The sequence below is a fragment of the Pseudomonas sp. B21-048 genome (assembly GCF_024748615.1).
Classification (GTDB): domain Bacteria; phylum Pseudomonadota; class Gammaproteobacteria; order Pseudomonadales; family Pseudomonadaceae; genus Aquipseudomonas.
This window is the reverse complement of record NZ_CP087168.1, coordinates 3,161,739-3,178,078: the sequence shown is the minus strand read 5'-3', so window position 1 is coordinate 3,178,078 and position 16,340 is coordinate 3,161,739. Positions and strand designations below refer to the sequence as shown.

At 60.4% G+C, this 16,340-nt stretch carries 9 protein-coding genes; 6 read left to right on the top strand and 3 right to left on the bottom strand.

Annotated elements, in window-relative coordinates; genetic code table 11:
* Both antA and LOY56_RS14810 read right to left on the bottom strand, forming a co-directional pair.
* Positions 1 to 1,386, bottom strand: a complete 1,386-nt coding sequence (antA, locus tag LOY56_RS14815) for an anthranilate 1,2-dioxygenase large subunit (RefSeq protein WP_258615100.1) — start codon at positions 1,384 to 1,386, stop codon at positions 1 to 3.
* A 144-nt stretch (positions 1,387 to 1,530) separates the two neighbouring features.
* Complete coding sequence (locus LOY56_RS14810; RefSeq protein WP_258622669.1) at positions 1,531 to 1,908, bottom strand: metal ABC transporter solute-binding protein, Zn/Mn family; 378 nt, start codon at positions 1,906 to 1,908, stop codon at positions 1,531 to 1,533.
* A gap of 185 nt (positions 1,909 to 2,093) precedes the next feature.
* Here LOY56_RS14810 and LOY56_RS14805 point away from each other — a divergent pair, with 185 nt between their 5' ends.
* The 6 genes from LOY56_RS14805 (at position 2,094) to LOY56_RS14780 (ending at position 11,655) form a co-directional block, all read left to right on the top strand.
* Positions 2,094 to 5,369: an amino acid adenylation domain-containing protein gene (locus LOY56_RS14805; RefSeq protein ID WP_258615097.1), complete on the top strand. Its 3,276-nt coding sequence runs from the start codon at positions 2,094 to 2,096 to the stop codon at positions 5,367 to 5,369.
* Positions 5,370 to 5,414: 45 nt separating this feature from the next.
* The gene (locus tag LOY56_RS14800) at positions 5,415 to 7,079 is read left to right on the top strand and encodes a cyclic peptide export ABC transporter (RefSeq protein ID WP_258615092.1); all 1,665 of its coding nucleotides are present in this window, start codon (positions 5,415 to 5,417) and stop codon (positions 7,077 to 7,079) included.
* Positions 7,080 to 7,324: 245 nt separating this feature from the next.
* Entirely contained in the window at positions 7,325 to 9,406 is a 2,082-nt protein-coding gene (locus LOY56_RS14795; protein ID WP_258615088.1) for a TonB-dependent siderophore receptor, read from the top strand.
* Between the two features lie 86 nt (positions 9,407 to 9,492).
* On the top strand, positions 9,493 to 9,804 hold the full coding sequence (locus LOY56_RS14790) for a hypothetical protein (protein ID WP_258615086.1): 312 nt from the start codon (positions 9,493 to 9,495) through the stop codon (positions 9,802 to 9,804).
* Complete coding sequence (locus LOY56_RS14785; protein ID WP_258615084.1) at positions 9,804 to 11,351, top strand: PepSY domain-containing protein; 1,548 nt, start codon at positions 9,804 to 9,806, stop codon at positions 11,349 to 11,351. The genes LOY56_RS14790 and LOY56_RS14785 overlap by 1 nt, the downstream gene beginning before the upstream one ends.
* On the top strand, positions 11,344 to 11,655 hold the full coding sequence (locus LOY56_RS14780; protein WP_258615081.1) for a DUF3325 family protein: 312 nt from the start codon (positions 11,344 to 11,346) through the stop codon (positions 11,653 to 11,655). The genes LOY56_RS14785 and LOY56_RS14780 overlap by 8 nt, the downstream gene beginning before the upstream one ends.
* A 49-nt stretch (positions 11,656 to 11,704) precedes the next feature.
* On the opposite strand, the gene LOY56_RS14775 is transcribed toward LOY56_RS14780, so the two are convergent.
* On the bottom strand, positions 11,705 to 16,336 hold the full coding sequence (locus LOY56_RS14775; protein WP_258615079.1) for a non-ribosomal peptide synthetase: 4,632 nt from the start codon (positions 16,334 to 16,336) through the stop codon (positions 11,705 to 11,707).
* Positions 16,337 to 16,340: the final 4 nt, after the last annotated feature.

The window sequence follows — 16,340 nt, the reverse complement described above, 5'->3', positions numbered from 1 at the left end:
TCACACCTCCTTCAACTTCAGGGCTTTTTGTTCCAGGCCTTGCAGAAGGAAGCGCTGCCAGGAACCGTGCTGATTAATGTAGAGCCCCTCATGGGTGAACTCGGTGCCGGTCAGTACCGGGTTGATGCCCAGAGCCTCGCTGTTGGGAGTGGGGCCTTCGACCCATTTTTCACTGCCGCGCGATACTTCGTTCCAGCGCTCGAGGCGGGCCTGGAATCCGCGTTGGGCTTCGCGAAACTCCACCAGGTCGTCGGGAGTGCCCATGCCTGAAACGTTGAAGAAGTCTTCGAACTGGCGAATGCGGTTTTCCCGGTCCGCATCGGACTCACCTTTCACGCCAATGCACTGGCTGGTGATTTCTGTCTTGTTCCAGGCTACCGGGCGCACGATACGTAGCTGCGAGCTGATCTGATCCATGAAGAACAGACTGGGGTAGATGTTGAGGTTGCGCAGACGGTGCATCATCCACTCAGCCTGCTGCTGGCCGTATTCCTCCACCAGGCGCGGCATGACGCTGGCATAACCGGCGCGCACGGTCGGGTTGGGCATGTCGCTGAACAAGAGGCTGTGACCATTCTTGAACGAGAACCAGCCGTCGTCGGTTTCTGCATCACCGGCGCCCAGTTTGCTGTAGTCCAGTGTGCTGGAGCCGCCGCCATTGGCGGCATTGACTTGCTGGCGATGCTGTACCGTGGAGACATAGTTGTAGTGCACGGTGCTGACGTGATAACCGTCCAGACCATTTTCGTGCTGCAGTTTCCAGTTGCCGTCGTAGCTATAGGTCGACTTGCCGGGCAGTATCTCCAACTCGCCGGTAGGAGACTGCGCGACCATCATGTCGAAGAACACTTTGGCATCGCCGAGGTAGTCTTGCAGCGAGTCGCTGCCGTTGACGTCCAGACTAATGAAGACGAAGCCCTTGTAGCTCTCGATCCGGGCTTTCTTCAGGCCGCGAGTGGCCTTGTCGAAGCCTTCCGGGTATTCCCCCGGGGCCTTGACTTTGACCAGGCGGCCGTCACTTTTGTAGCACCAGGCATGGAACGGGCAGGTGAAGGTGGACTGGTTACCTTTGCTGACGCGAGTCAGCGTCGCGCCACGATGCTGGCACGCGTTGATTAGCGCGTGCAGCTGATTGTTGCCATCGCGGGTGATGATCATGGGCTGACGACCCGCACGCATCGTCAGGAAATCATTGGGGTTGGCGATTTCACTCTCGTGGCAGGCGTAGATCCAGTTCTTCTCGAAGATCAGTTCCATCTCCAGGTCGAACAGTTCCGGCTCTGTGAACATGTCACGGGCGATGCGGTAAATGCCTTCAGCCGGACGGAAATCCAGGCAGCCCTGAATGTAGTCTTGCCACTGCGCAATGCTTCTAGTGCTGTTCATCAGGTACACCCTTTTTGTAGTTTTAGGCACAACCCGATTGAAAGCCTTTCTGTGCAGTGCAGCTATCCGGATTCGAGGCGATCTCTGTCCGTTTCTTGGGAGGATCGAGTGGTGGTGGCCTTGCGATCGCGGTCTTCGGTCGCTTCATCGACTGGAAGGCCGCGATCGCGCCAACCGGCGAGTGATCTCGAAGATCTGTTGTATCGCTGCCGTGGTGGATACGAAGGTATGCGGATTGACCACCTTGGCGCCGCCCTGATCGCCGCCGATGGGAATGAGGGCAACCGAGGCATTGGCCTGGATGATCGGCAGGGTCGCCCCGCGGCCGGCGGCCTTGATGATCTGAAAGGCCCATTCATCATGTCCGATGCCGTTGACCACCAGAACATCGATATTCATCGCGCGGGTGATGTCATCGGGCTGCGGCTGGTAGTTGTGCGGATTCGCCTCCGCCGGGATGAGCGCAACGACCTCCGCCCGATCACCGACGATGTTTGCCACGAAGCTGTAGTAGGGATGCAGTGTGATGCCGATTTTGAGCGGGACCTATTTACAAGCTTTGTCTGAAGATCTGTCAGCAGGGTTTAGTGATCTGAGCTGCAAATGAGCATGAAAACCTTTCGCTTCAATTGACATTAATTATCATTGGCACCTAGTATTCATTCCCCTTTGTGCCGGTCGGACCGTATAAGGATATTGAAGCGCCGATGAAAGACTTTGATGATGCTTTGCTTGCCTTGCTCCAGGATGACGAATTACAGCTGCCAGACAGCCTCCAAAGACAGTCTGGTGGTGGGCCGCAAGTCCTTTCTTTCGCTCAGCAGCGTCTCTGGTTCCTGCAGCGCCTGGAACCGAATGCCACGGCTTACAATCTGTCCCGCGCCTTTTTGTTCACGGGAGCCTTGAACGTCCCGGCATTGCGTTTGGCGTTCGAGACGCTGATCAAGCGCCATGGGGTATTGCGCACACGATTTATCGAAGTCGATGGCGAGCCACGGCAAGAGCTGCTGGAGGAAGTGGCGTTCGTCATGCAAGCGCTTGAGGTGCCGGGCGTCGATCGGGCCTCACGGCGCGAGCATCTGGCGTCGTTGTTGGCGCTGGAGGATCAATCGGCGTTTGTCCTTTCCCAGGCGCCCCTGCTCGAGGTCAAGCTGATTCGCTATGACGAATTCAGCCATGCTCTGCTCTTGAAAATGCATCACATCGTGACTGACGCCTGGTCCAATCCGATTCTCGTGCGCGATCTGGCGACGGCGTACAGCCAAGCCCTCCGAGGTGAGGCCCCGACCTTGCCCCCATTGCCCGTGCAATATGTGGACTATGCGATCTGGCAGCGTCGTCGCCTGGACACTGACGTGATGCAGGCTGATCTTGAGTACTGGAAAAACTACCTTGGCGCGTCGGTGCCGGTGTTGGAATTGCCCACCGATTTTGCGCGCCCCGCGCAGCAAAGTCAGCGTGGACAACGGCTGCGGTTCGCCCTGGACGATGTACAGTCCGCCCGGATCCAGGCGTTCTGCCGCGACTGCGCATCGACTCCTTTTGTCATTCTCCTGGCGGCCTGGCAACTGCTGCTGGCGCGCTATAGCGGCCAACAGGCATTTGCCGTGGGCGTTCCCCATGGCGGGCGCAGCCGTGAAGAGCTGGAGCAGTTGCTGGGATTCTTCGTAAACACGCTGGTCTATCGTGTTCAACTGGACCCGCAGCTGACGGGCCGTGCGCTTTGCCATCGTTTGCGCGGTGAGTCGCTGTCTGCGCTGCAGCACGCCGAGCTGCCGTTTGAGTGGCTGCTTGAGCATCTCGCGATCGAGCGTGACGTCAGCCGCACGCCGGTGTTCCAGGCGATGTTCAACTTGAGTACGGGGCCAGCGGTCAACCTTGCGCTGCCCGGGCTTGAGGTCGAACGCGTGTTGCCAACACAAGACAGCGCCAAGTTCGATCTCACACTGGATGTAGCGGTTCGACCAGACGGTGTGTATTGCGAGCTGGAATACAACCTGGACCTGTTCTCGCCGGCCACCGCCGAGCGTCTCGCCGGATGTTATCGTCAGTTGCTTAACGGCTTGTTGACCCAGCCCGACGTGCCGGTCTGGCATCTGCCGATGCTCGATGAGGTTCAGCGCTTGCAGCAGCTGGATACCTGGAACCGGACTGAGCGAGCGCTGTTACCGAATCAGGACATGCTGGCCTTGTTCGAGCGACAGGTCAGTGTAAATCCTGATCGCTGCGCGTTGATCAGCGGCGAGCAACAGTTGAGCTACGCAGTGCTCAACGCCCGTGCCAATCGACTGGCCCATTGGCTGAGAGCGGCCGGTGTTGTCTGGGATCAGCGGGTAGGCGTTTGCCTGGATCGCGAAGCTGATTTGCTCGTGACGTTGCTTGCCATTCAGAAAAGCGGCGGCGCCTATCTGCCGATCGACCCCGGACAACCGGCGGCACGCAATGCCGATATCATCGAGCAAGCCCGACCAGGCCTGGTGCTGACCCGTGAGGCCCTGCGGGGCGTCGTCGGTTCCGCCGCGCGGGTGGTCACCCTGGAAACGCTGACCGATGCTTTGCCGGCGCCGCCCGATACCAACCTGGCGCTGGCCACTCATCCACGTCAATTGGCCTATACCCTTTACACCTCTGGCTCTACGGGACGACCCAAGGGCGTCGACATTGAACGCCAGGCGTTTATCAATTTCCTGCTGGGCATTCAGGAGCACGTGCAATTGAGCGACGCCGATCGGCTCCTGGCGGTGACCACCCTGGGCTTCGATATCGCCGGGCTGGAACTGTTCCTGCCACTGATTCAGGGCGCGACGGTGGTCTTGGCCAGTCGCGAAGCCAGCCTGGACCCACGGGCATTGATCGATTTGCTCGAGCGTCACGCCATCAGCGTCATGCAGGCGACACCTGCCACCTGGCAAATGCTGGTCGACCACGATTCACCTGCCTGGAAAGGGCTGCGAGTGCTTTGCGGCGGCGAAGCCCTGGGGTCAGAACTGGCCGAACGCTTGCTGGCGCGCCAAGTCAGGCTGCTGAATGTTTACGGGCCCACGGAAACCACGGTGTGGTCGGCGGTGCATGCGGTAGAACAGGTGGACAGTGCTGTCATCCCCATCGGCCAGCCCTTGGCCAACAATCGCCTGTATGTGCTGGATGAGTTCCTCGAGCCCCAGCCGGTTGGCGTCGCCGGTGATCTATACATCGGCGGCAGCGGTGTTGCCCGAGGGTATGCCGATCGGCCTGAATTGACCGCCGCGTCATTTATTCCCAATCCATTCGTACAGCCTCATGCGCCGGGCGTCCAGGCAGGCAGTCGACTGTACAGGACCGGTGATCGTGCGCGTTATCGCCGTGACGGTTGCCTGGAGTTTCTGGGGCGCAGCGATTTTCAGATCAAGCTGCGCGGCTTTCGCATCGAGCCAGGTGAGATCGAGGCGGCATTGTCCGCGTTGCCTGGCGTGGCTCAGGCGGTGGTGGTGTTGCGACGCGGCCCCGGCAATCAAGACGTTCTGGTGGCGTATCTGTGCGGTGAAATCACCGAGGTGGACAGCGCTGCCGTTGGGCAGCGACTGCGTGAACGGCTACCGGCTTACATGGTCCCGGGGGCGTTTGTCGTGTTGACGAAAATGCCACTCAATGCCAACGGCAAGGTCGATCGCAAGGCGCTACCGGAGCCGCTCTGGAGTGCCGGGGAGGCGGGCGAGGCGCCAATAGGGCAGTGGCAGACAAGCCTCGCCGACATCTGGAAAGAAGTGCTCGGGGTCTGGCCCATCGCATCCGATGCCGATCTGTTCCGGTTGGGCGCGCAATCGCTGCAACTGGTCAGGATTCAGGCACGGATCAGGCACCAATTTGGTTGTGAGATCGCACTTGCGCAGTTGTTCGCTTACCCGGTGCTCAGTGACATGGCCGCGTTGATCGAGCAAACATGCGCTACACCCGAGGTTGATGAACTGACCGCTATTGAAAACCTGTTGCTGGCCTTCGAATAAACCATTCGATCCGCCGCACGCGTGTGCAGCCTCCGAGGAATTTGCATGACCCTGTTCTTATCTCTGCTCAAGCGTCACCGTACGTTGCTGAGTCTGGGCCTGTTGGCCAGCCTGGTCAGCGCCGCTGCCGGCATTGGACTGCTCAATGAGATCAATCGCCTTATTTCAGGCACCGCCGTCATGAACGCGCTGCTGGCCGCGAAGTTTCTTGGCTTGCTGGCGCTGCTGTTTGCCTGCGGTTTTGGTTCTCAGGCCTTGTTGACCGCGCTGGGCCATCGAGTGGTTTACGAGTTGCGCTTGCAAATGGTCAAGCGCTTGCTGGATACCTCCATCGAACAGCTGGAGAAAATCGGCGAAGCCAGTCTGTATGCGACCTTGAGCAAGGACATTGAAAGTATCGGGCAGGCCTTCAACCGCCTGCCGTTCGTGTTCTACAACACCGTCCTGATGCTCGGTGGTTGCCTGTACATGGCCTGGTTGTCCTGGCAGCTGTTGCTGATCTGCGTCGTCGGCTTGAGCCTGGGAACCTGGTTGGCCCATGGCTGGTTTACCAAGATGCGCCAGTTGATGAAGCGCGTACGGGAAACCGACGACCGCTTGTACGCCGCCTATCAGGGCGCGATCGAGGGGCGCTTCGAACTGGCACTCAATGCCCGGCGCAAAGAGCGTTTCTATTCACTGGATCTGCAGCCTGCCGCGGAATATGCACGGCGCAATGAAGTGCACGCCGATCGTTACTGGACCTTGAGCCTGAACTGGACGGTGACCCTGATCCTCGCCCTGGCGGGCGGCTTGTTCGCTGCCGGGGCCTGGTTGGGTCTGAGCAATGCCATCATCGCCGCGTTTGTTCTGGTGCTGATGTTTTTGCGCATGCCCCTGAACGACCTGATCGGCAGCCTGCCGACCCTGGTGGCGGGCAATGTTTCGCTGGCCAAGATCGAGACCCTGGCCTTTGCCGATTACCGTACCGAGTTCTCGACCCGGACCGGTCAGCCGGATGTCCGGCAGCCAATGCTCGAACTGCAGGGGCTGGGCTACGACTACCCCCATGCTGCTGACGAATACGGATTCCGTCTGGGCCCCGTGGACCTGAGTGTCGCGAAGGGCGAGATCCTGTTTATCGTCGGGGGCAATGGCAGCGGCAAGTCGACCCTGGCCAAATTATTGACCGGGCTGTATGAGCCAAGCACCGGGACTCTGCGTCTGCAAGGCGTGGAAATCACCCCTGAGTTGCGGGACTGGTACCGCGAACATTTCTCCACGGTGTTCTCCAGCTTCTACCTGTTCGAGCGTCTGGTCGGTCCGAACGGCGATTTCGACATGAACCTGGCCCAGGCATGGCTTGAGCGTTTGCGCATGGAACGCAAGGTCACGATTGACGAGCAAGGTGGCCTTTCCACCACTCGCTTGTCCCAAGGGCAGCGCAAGCGACTGGCGCTGCTGGTGGCGTTGGTGGAGGAGCGGCCGATCCTTCTGCTTGATGAGTGGGCCGCCGACCAGGACCCCGGTTTCCGTGGGTTTTTCTATCAAGAGTTGCTGCCTGAACTGAAGGCTCAGGGGAAAACCATCATCGCGATCAGCCATGACGATCGTTACTTCTCCATCGCCGATCGGATCCTCAAATGCGATGGCGGTCAGCTGTATCCGTTCGATCATGCCGGGGTAGATATCGAACAGCTTTCTGCGCAGGCGCATTGCGTTCCTGTTTGAGTTTTCTCTGCATTGTTTCTTGGCGAGCAGTGGTTTTGCACCACAACAAATCAAAAAAAATGATGGCCCTGAAGGGGCCACACATAGGAGCGAGCGGCATGCAACAACGGGGTAAAGGTCGACCAACGGCCAAGATGGGGAATCTGCTGTGGGTGCCGATAGTGAGCGGGGGTATGTTGCTCACGCCGTCGGCATGGGCGCAAGAGAACGAAGCCAGGCAGGCGCCAGCCGAAACAACGAGCACCATGACGCTGCCCGAGCAGTCGATTGTGGGGATGCAGACCGAAGCGCCCACCGTGTCGGTGGGGACCAAAGTACCGTTGCGTCTTCGCGAAGTGCCGCAGACCATCAACGTGATCGGCCAGGAACGTATCCAGAAGCAGAACCTGTATACCCTCGAGGATGCCTTGGGCAAGGTCGGTGGTGTCACCGTGCAGCGTATCGACGCCAGCCGCTTGAGTTTTTACTCCCGTGGTTTCGAGATTACTTCGTTGCAGCTGGACGGCACGCCGACCACCATGGACAACCGGATTTTCCTTTCACCTGATCTGACGATGTATGACCGCGTCGAAGTGCTCAAGGGCCCGTCCGGCAGCCTGACAGGCGCCGGCGGCCCCGGCGGCAGCATCAACCTGGTGCGCAAACGCCCGTTGGCCGAGGCGGCGGTATCGGCTGAAATCAGTGCCGGCTCCTGGGACGACTATCGGGGCATGGTCGATGTCACTGGTCCGCTGACCGACAGCGGCAACGTGCGTGGGCGCCTCGTGCTCAGCGATCGCAAGCAAGGTTTTTACTACGACGGTGGGGGTAAACGCGAGTCGAACCAGATCTATGGCGTCGTCGACATTGACCTGACGCCAGACACCGTCTGGACCCTCGGTGCAAGCAACCAGAACACCGATATTCAAGGCGCCCAGCGCTCTCTGCCTGCCTATCGCTACACCAATGCCGCCGGTGAAGCCGCCATGTCGCTGCCGGATGTTTCGCGCAAGAACTTCTACGGAGCGGACTGGAACCGCGATTACTTCTGGAGCACCGCAGTGTTCACCGAAGTTGAGCACCAGTTGGGTGACGGCTGGAAAACCAAGCTGGCCTTGCGTCACGCCGACAACAACTACGACCTGACCCAGGCGTATGCCCGCAATGGCGGAGGGATCGACCCTGCCGACAACCAGGTGTCGATGAACTCGATCATGTTCGATTATCGGGAAAAGCAGGACGAGGCGGACCTGTACCTCGATGGACCGTTCAACTTCCTTGGTCGTGAGCACAAACTGTTGGTAGGCGCCAACTATTCGCGCTCCGAGTTTGCTTCGAACGGTGGCTACTACTCCGACTTCCTGGGTGATGTCGACCTTAACGATCCGCAGATGGATTTCCCTTATCCCGCGTTCCCTGATTCGGACAAACTGCCGACCAGCGTGGCCAATACCCGCTCCAAAGCGGTCTATGGCAACGTTCGCTTGAGCCTTGCGGACCCATTGACACTGGTGCTTGGCGGGCGGGTAACCTGGCTCGATATGCACCGCAGCCAGCATCAACCCACAGACGGTTCGCCGTCGGAAAAGGTCAGTGATAGCGTTTCGCAGAAATTCACGCCGTTTTATGGCCTGATCTATGAACTCAATGACACCTACTCGCTGTACGGCAACTATGCCGAGGTGTTCCAGCCGCAGCCGATCAGCAACCTGGACATCAACAACGGCATCATCAAGCCGCGCGAAGGCGAGCAGTACGAGCTGGGCATCAAGGGTGAATTCCTCGACGGCGCTCTGAACGCATCGCTGGCGGCGTTCCAGATCGAAGAAAAGAACCGTGCGGTTCCGGATATGAACGACCCGAACTCCCGGGCAAGTGTCGCCAGCGGCAAGGCCAGAACCCGTGGTTTCGAAGCCGAGGTCAGTGGGCAGTTGACGCCGGACTGGTTCCTGACCGCCAACTTCACCCACACCTACAAACGCTATGACAGCCCCAACGAACAGTTGCAGACTTACCTGCCGAAAAACATGTTGCGCGTCTGGACGCTCTACAAGTTGCCAGGCGAGCTGGAAAAATGGAGCGTGCAGGGCGGCGTCAGTGTCGTCAGCGAAACCTTCAACAAGCTGGACGTGCCCGGGCTCGACATGAACGGCACCAAACTGCGTCAGGGTGGTTATGCCTTGTACGATGCCGGTATCGGTTATCAGATCACGCCGAACCTGTCGGCTGACCTGCTCGGTACCAATCTTGCTGACAAGAAGTATTTCCAGCGTATCAACACCTTCCAGGACGGGAACATCTACGGTGATCCTCGGGCTGTGTCCATGACATTGCGCGCCAAGTTCTGATCGGGACGGCCTGGAACAAGCCCGGCATATTTCGGTATGCCGGGCTTTTGTCGTTATCGGGCAGCTGCAGTAATCAAGGAGGGTGAGTGAGGCATCGATCTGTAAAACACAACAAAAAGCCGCTGGATCGACAGCGAGCGGGGTGGCTGGTGCTGGTGTTGTTGATCGGCTATCTGTTCATCTGGGCACTGACCACCCTGTCGGGGCTGAGTCTGTTGCAGCTTGGGCTGCAGCGAAGTGAAGCGGTGTTGGTCAGCACGATGGCGGGTTTTGTGATCTACCCGTTATTGGTGCTCTGGTTATTCTGTGCCCGACGCGCAAGGCGCAATGGCGTGCTGGTGGCTGGCGCGTCGATGCTGTTGCTCGGGACGGCTCACTATCTGGCGGGAGGATTCTGATGTTCGACAGTGTTCGTCAGTCCATGCTGTGGCTGCACCGGTTCATTGGGGTCGGTTTTTCCGGGCTGTTACTGATCGCTTTTTTCATGGGCAGCCTGGCGGTGTATGACCGTGAGCTGGACAGCTGGATGCTGCCGCAAACCCGTCTGGCCCCTGTCGATGTGCCGATCTCCCTGGACCGGCGCGTGGTGCCTCATGTCGCGAGCTTGAGCGAGGGCAAACCGCTCATGCAGTGGTACGTCGAATTGCCCGATGCGCGTCGACCGCTGTTGCGTTTTCAAGCCTGGACCCTTGAGGGCGATGGCTACAGTCGATTTCTCGCTCCGACGGGTGATCAGGTCTTGCCTGAAGCCGGCAGTCGCGGCGGTGATTTTTTCTATCGATTGCATTACACCTTGAACATAACCACCTGGAGCGCCGGTGCCCGCTTGCTCGGTCTGGCGGCCATGTTGGGGTTGATGGCGTTGATTGTCGGTGTTTGCATCCATGCCCGACTGTTCCAGGATCTGTTTACCTTGCGCGTCGACAAATCGCCAAGACGGCTGCTGGACCTGCACAACCTCACGGGGGTTTTCGCCCTGCCTTTTCATTTCGTCATCATGCTGACCGGCTTGCTGATTCTGTTCCCTCTGTATTTGCCTGCCAGCGTCCTGGCGGTGTATTCGCAGCAGGCCGATCAGTTCGGTGCCGAAGCCAGCGCGGCGTATCGCCGGGAGGCTTCAGGCACACCGGGGCTCCTGGCGTCGCTCGATCAGATGATGGCGCAAGCCCGATTGCACTGGGGTAACGGCGAGCCCACGTTCGTCAGGGTCTGGCACCCGGGGGACGCCAATGCCTACGTTGAGATCAGCCGCGCTGCCGGTGACCGTCTAAGCAAGGATGAGCAAACCCTGTATTTCGACGGTGTCAGCGCCAACCTGCTGCACGAATCTCGATTGCCTGCCGCTGCCGGGACGTTCAGGTTTCTGGCGGGTTTGCATGTCACACACTTTCAGCAACCATGGTTGCGCGCCTTGTATTTTCTCGCCGGTTTGAGTGGTTGCGTGATGCTGGGCAGCGGTCTGCTGTACTGGCTGGAAAAGCGCCGCCTGCAAAGCGCCAATGGGCAGTGGGGCGTGGCGTCGATGACGCTGTTTACCAGCGCACTGATCACCGGGATGCCGCTGGCCACCTTGGCCATGCTGGTCGCCAATCGCTGGCTGCCGGTCGAATTGAGTGCCCGTGCCGATTGGGAAATTCAGGTGTTCTACGTGGCCTGGCTGTTGGCGACCGCGCATGCCGCGCTGGCTGTCTGGCGCTCGCCGCAACGGCGCGCGCCGTGGGCTATGCACTGTCTGGCGATCAGTGTGTTGGCAGTGCTGGCGGTGATCTCCAATGCCTGGAGCACCGGCGATCATCCATGGCAAGCCATCAAGCAAGGCTTCACGGCAGTGGCGGGGGTGGACCTGGCGCTATTAGCGGTTGCGCTGCTTGCGGCAAGCATTGGCTGGCGTTTGCGCAGTCGCACTGGCGTAGTGGTTGCGCTCGGTGAGGTGAAGAATGGCTGATGGATTGTCGAGCCTGATGGTGTTGATCTTGCAGAGTGTGGGGCTCAGCACGCTAGCGCTGAGTCAGATCGTTCATTGGCGCAAGGTCATGGCGGGTGAACCATTCCCCGGACCCCGAGCGTTGCGCTGGGCCGCACTGTTGGCGTTGACCCTGGGGTGGGTGTTGAGCCAGGCCGTTCTGGGTGTCGCCATGGGCACAGTCTTCTGGTGTCTGGCGCTGGTGCCTTGCGCCATGGTAGTGACGCTGCTGCTGTGTTGGCGTGATTGGTGGCTACGCGGGTTGGGGCGCTTGTTCAGGGCGTGAGGCCTTGCGCACGTTGGCAGGCCCCGGGGCATTCCCCGGGGCCTGTTATTCAGCCAGCCAGCGCTTTGGCGTAACGGCTCAAGACATTGGCCAGATCAGCCAGTATCGGGTTCAGGAACACCAGGTGAGCGGGGATTTTCGTGCCCCACAGTGCCTGTAGCCGAGCGCACAACAGTACCGCCTTGAGTGAGCTGCCGCCGACTTCGAAGAAGTTCGCCTGCTCATTCAGATCGGTGTGTTCAAGCACCTCCTGCAAGGCGTCGAAAACCTGCGTTCGGGCGTCCGCCAGAGGCTCGACCTGTGGCCGGTTCATCGGTTTGAGCTGTTGCAACAGCGTTTCGAAGGACGGCGATGTTTGGCCCAGGACAGTATCGAGCAAGGCGCGGAAATCTTCGCTCAACGCCACGATGCTGTCGTGTTCGAACAGATCGGTGCTGTAGGTGAACGTCGCGATCAGCCCTTGCTCACGCTCGCTGATGTCCAGCATCAGGTCAAACAGGGTGCTGCGCTTGCCGTTGTCTTCCTTGACCGGCTCGATCCTCAAATCGCCAAACTCGGAGGAGGTGAGAATGCGCTCGCGATGCAGATCGAACATCACCTGGACCAACGGCGCACCGTGTTGTTGCGCGCTGGGCAGTGCTTGCAGCAGCTGTTCGAACGGCAGGTCCTGATTGGCGTGCGCCGTCAGCAGGTTGTCCCGGACCTGTTTGAGTACGTTGTCGAATCCCGGGTTGCCCGACAGGTCCGTGCGCAAGGCCAGGGTATTGACGAAGAAACCGATCAAGCCCTCCAGCTCCTGACGATGGCGATTGGCGATAGGAATGCCGATCCGTATGGCCTGCTGCGCGCTATGGCCGGCCAGCAGCACGTTGAACACGGCCAGCAGCGTCATGAACAGGGTCGCGCCCTGTTCCCGGCTGTAGGCGTGCAGCGCTTGGGTGATTTCCAGGCCCAGTTCGAAGGTGTATTCAGTACCCCGATGACTGGGCAGCGCCGGACGCGGCAACATGCAAGGCAGTTGCAAGAGCGTTCGGTCGGCGCCCAGGTGTTGCAGCCAGAAATCCAGTTGCGGCTTGAGCACGTCGTGATTGAGTTCACGGCGTTGCCATTGGGCGAAGTCCGCGTACTGCAAGGTTTGCCCGGTCAAGGGCGAAGGCTGCCCTTTGCTCAATGCGGCGTAGAGCTGGGTCAATTCACGGGTGAACACACGCATCGACCAGCCATCGAAGACGATGTGGTGCAAGGTCAGCCACAGTACATGCTCCTGGGCAGACAGCCGAACCAGGCCTGCGCGGATCAAAGGCCCCTGCGCCAGATCGAACGGGTGGGCGGCCTGGGCCCGGAGTTCGGTGTGCAGGTGTTGATGCCGAGCACTTTCGTCCAGATGACTCAGGTCAATCAATGGCAGCGTGAAGCCCTGCGCTGCGCTGATGCGCTGCACCGGTTGATTGCTTTCCAGTGTGAAGGTGGTGCGCAGGGCCTCATGGCGTTGCAGCAGTAGTGCAAAACTGCGCTCCAGCGCCAACACGTCCAGGTCGCCGTGCAGGCGCACCGATTCGGGCACGTTGTAAGTGGTACTTCCCGGGTGCAGGCGATCGAACAGCCAGAGCCGTTCCTGGGCGTACGACATCGCCGTTGAAGGCTGGCGGTGTTGGGCCGTGATGGGCGGCAACGTCGAGGCATCGGCCTTTGGCAGCGCCTGGTCAATGAACTCGCCCAGCGTCGGATGCTGGAACAGGGCACGTACCGGCACTTCCAGCCCCAGGCTGCTGCGCAGTCGCGACACCAGTCGGGTCGCGGTCAGGGAGTGGCCGCCCAGTTCGAAAAAGTTATCGTCCAGGCCGACACGCTCGACCCCCAGCACTTGCGTCCACAGCGCGGCCAGCAATTGCTCGCGTTCGTTGCGTGGCGCCCGGTAGGTAAGCTGGCGCTCGCGGGCGGGCGCCGGTAATGCCTTGCGGTCCAGTTTGCCATTAGGGGTCAAGGGAAATGCCGACAGCATCACATAGGCGTTTGGCAGCATGTAGTCCGGCAATTGCGTGCCCAGGTGTTCGCGCAACGCGATGGCGCCGGGGCACACCTCGCGCGCCACCAGATAAGCGACCAGCTCGGTATCGCCGACTTCATTCGGACGGGCGATGACGACGGCTTCCCGGATCGCTGGATGGCTCAGCAGGCGGGCTTCGATTTCCCCCAGTTCAATCCGGAAACCGCGAATTTTCACCTGGTCGTCGACACGCCCGAGGAACTCGATGTCGCCATGGGGGTTGACCCTGCCGATATCGCCGCTGCGATACCAACGGCTGCCTTGGGGAACGAGCGGGTTGCTCAAGAAGCGTTCGGCGGTCAGGTCAGGTCGTCCCAGGTAGCCTTGAGTAATGCCTGCGCCACTGAGGTAGATTTCACCCGCCACGCCGGCCGCCACCGGGCGCCGCTGCTCGTCGAGTACGAACACCTGCATATTGGCGATGGCCTTGCCGATCGGCAGCACACCGTGCTCATCGCCCCGGGCGCGGTAGTAACTGCACCAGACGGTGCCTTCTGTCGGGCCGTACTCGTTGTACAGCTGGGCGTGCTCGCATAGCTCGCGATGATGTCGGGCGAGGGCGGCCGGACAGGCTTCGCCGGCGACGATGGCGCAGCGCAGGCTGCCCAATTGGTCGGCGGCCTGCTCCAGTACCTGGGCGTAAAGCGACGGCAACATCAAGGTGTGGCTGATGCGCTGAGTCGCGATCAAACGGCCCAAGGCCAAGGCATCCTGCACCTGATCGTCCTGGGGCAGGCACAGTCGACCGCCACGGCCGAGGGTCCAGAAAAGACCGGCCACCGAACTGTCGAATGCCAGCCCGGACACCAGCAGGAACGATTCCAGAGGCTCTTCATAGGCCAGCTGGCGCGCCGAGGTCGAATGCACGGCATTGCGATGCGTCACCATGACCCCTTTCGGGCGCCCGGTGGAGCCCGAGGTGAAAATCAGGTAGGCCAGGGTGTCGGCATCACTGATGGGCTCGGGACGCTGATCGAAGGCGCTGTCGTCACTTGGCTGGTCGAGCCATAGCGTTTCGTAATTGCCTTTGGGCAAGCGTGTTTGCAGGCGCGTCAGGCTCAGCAGCAGGGGGGCCGCGGTCTGCTCGAGCATGTCGCTCAGGCGTTCGGCGGGGTACGTTGGGTCCAATGGCAAATAAGCGCCGCCTGCTTTGAGGATGCCCAGGATGCCGACAAGGGCTTCACTGCAACGCTCGATGAACAACCCCACCGGCTGCCCGGCCGTCAGGCCCGCCTGACGCAGTCGGTGCGCCACCTGGTTGGCCTGGCGCTCCAGCGTTTGATAACTCAGGTGAACATCACCGTGGGTAACGGCGATGGTGTCAGGTTGTGCGTCGACCTGTTGCTCGAACAGATGGTGCAACAACGTCGGGGCCGCCAGCTGCGTGGCGGTCGAGTTCAAGGCCGCCAGCCAAGCCTGATGAGCACGACTGATACCGTTGGCATCGCTCAACGGTTGCGAACTGGCAGCGCTGGCCTGCACGCACAGGGTCAGGTACTGATCGAGCAACAAACGGGCAGCGTCGATGTCCAGCGCCGAGGCGTCGAAGTGCAGGCGAAAATCAAACCCTTGCGCGTGTTCGGTGACGTCCAGCAGCAGTGAATGCGGGCATTCTTCGCCTTCCAGTGCCTGTACCGTCCAGGCCGAGGGCGCCGGTTTGCGCAAGCGAAAGCCGAACGGCGTTTCCACCGATTGAGCGGGCCACGCTTCTTGCCAGGTGTCGGCCTCGGTCAACAACGAGGAAAACTCACCGAGCAGGCCGGCCAGGGATTGGCTGTCGTCGAATGTCAGCAGCAGCGGCAGTTGCTTGGCATAGGGGCCCATCGCCGTCATCGTGGCACTGTTGCGGCCCGGATGTTCCCAGCCGAGCATCACCTGAGGCTGGCCCAGATGGCGCCTAAGCAGTACCGCCCAGCACGCGCCGAACAGATTCTGCGCCGGGGTATCAAGGCCGGCGAGGGCGCTTTTGAGTCGGTCTTGAAAATCCGCGTCCAGGGTCTGTTCGACCTGGGTCATTTGCCGGTCGCCAGAGGTCGTGGCGCGCTGGAACGGATGCAGTACCGTTAGCAGTTCCGGCGCCTGTTGGCGTTGCCAGAAGGCTCGACCGGCATCGCTATCGCCGCCGCTGGCGTATTCGAACTGCCATTCGGCGAAGTCGGCGAACTGGACGGCGTCTTCCGACAGCTCACTGCCCAGATAAAGCGCTTGCCACTCCAACAGTAGGCGTTCCAGTGTGGTGGCGTCGGCATTGGCGGCGGGTAGCGCGACCAGCACGGTGGATGGCAGCAAGGCAACGGCCAGGGCCGGTGGCGTGGCCTGGCTCAAGACGTCGCGCAGTGTCGATTTCAAATCGTCGACAGAAGACTTGGGCGCAGTGATTTCCCGCCAGTCAATGTTGATGTGTTCGGCGATCACCTGCACCGGCAGTTCCATGCCGGGCGCGGCCACCAGACGGGTGCGCAGAATTTCGTGGCGCTCCAGCACTTGCTCCAGGGCCGAGCGCAGGCGTGCGCTGTCGATAGCGTCAGGCAAGGCCAGGGTCAGGAACAGGGCGGCGCTGCGATCAGTGGCGCGCGACCAGTACAGGTTTTGTTGCAGGGCGGGGCGAAAGCCCTCTAAGGCATTACTGGACATAGGA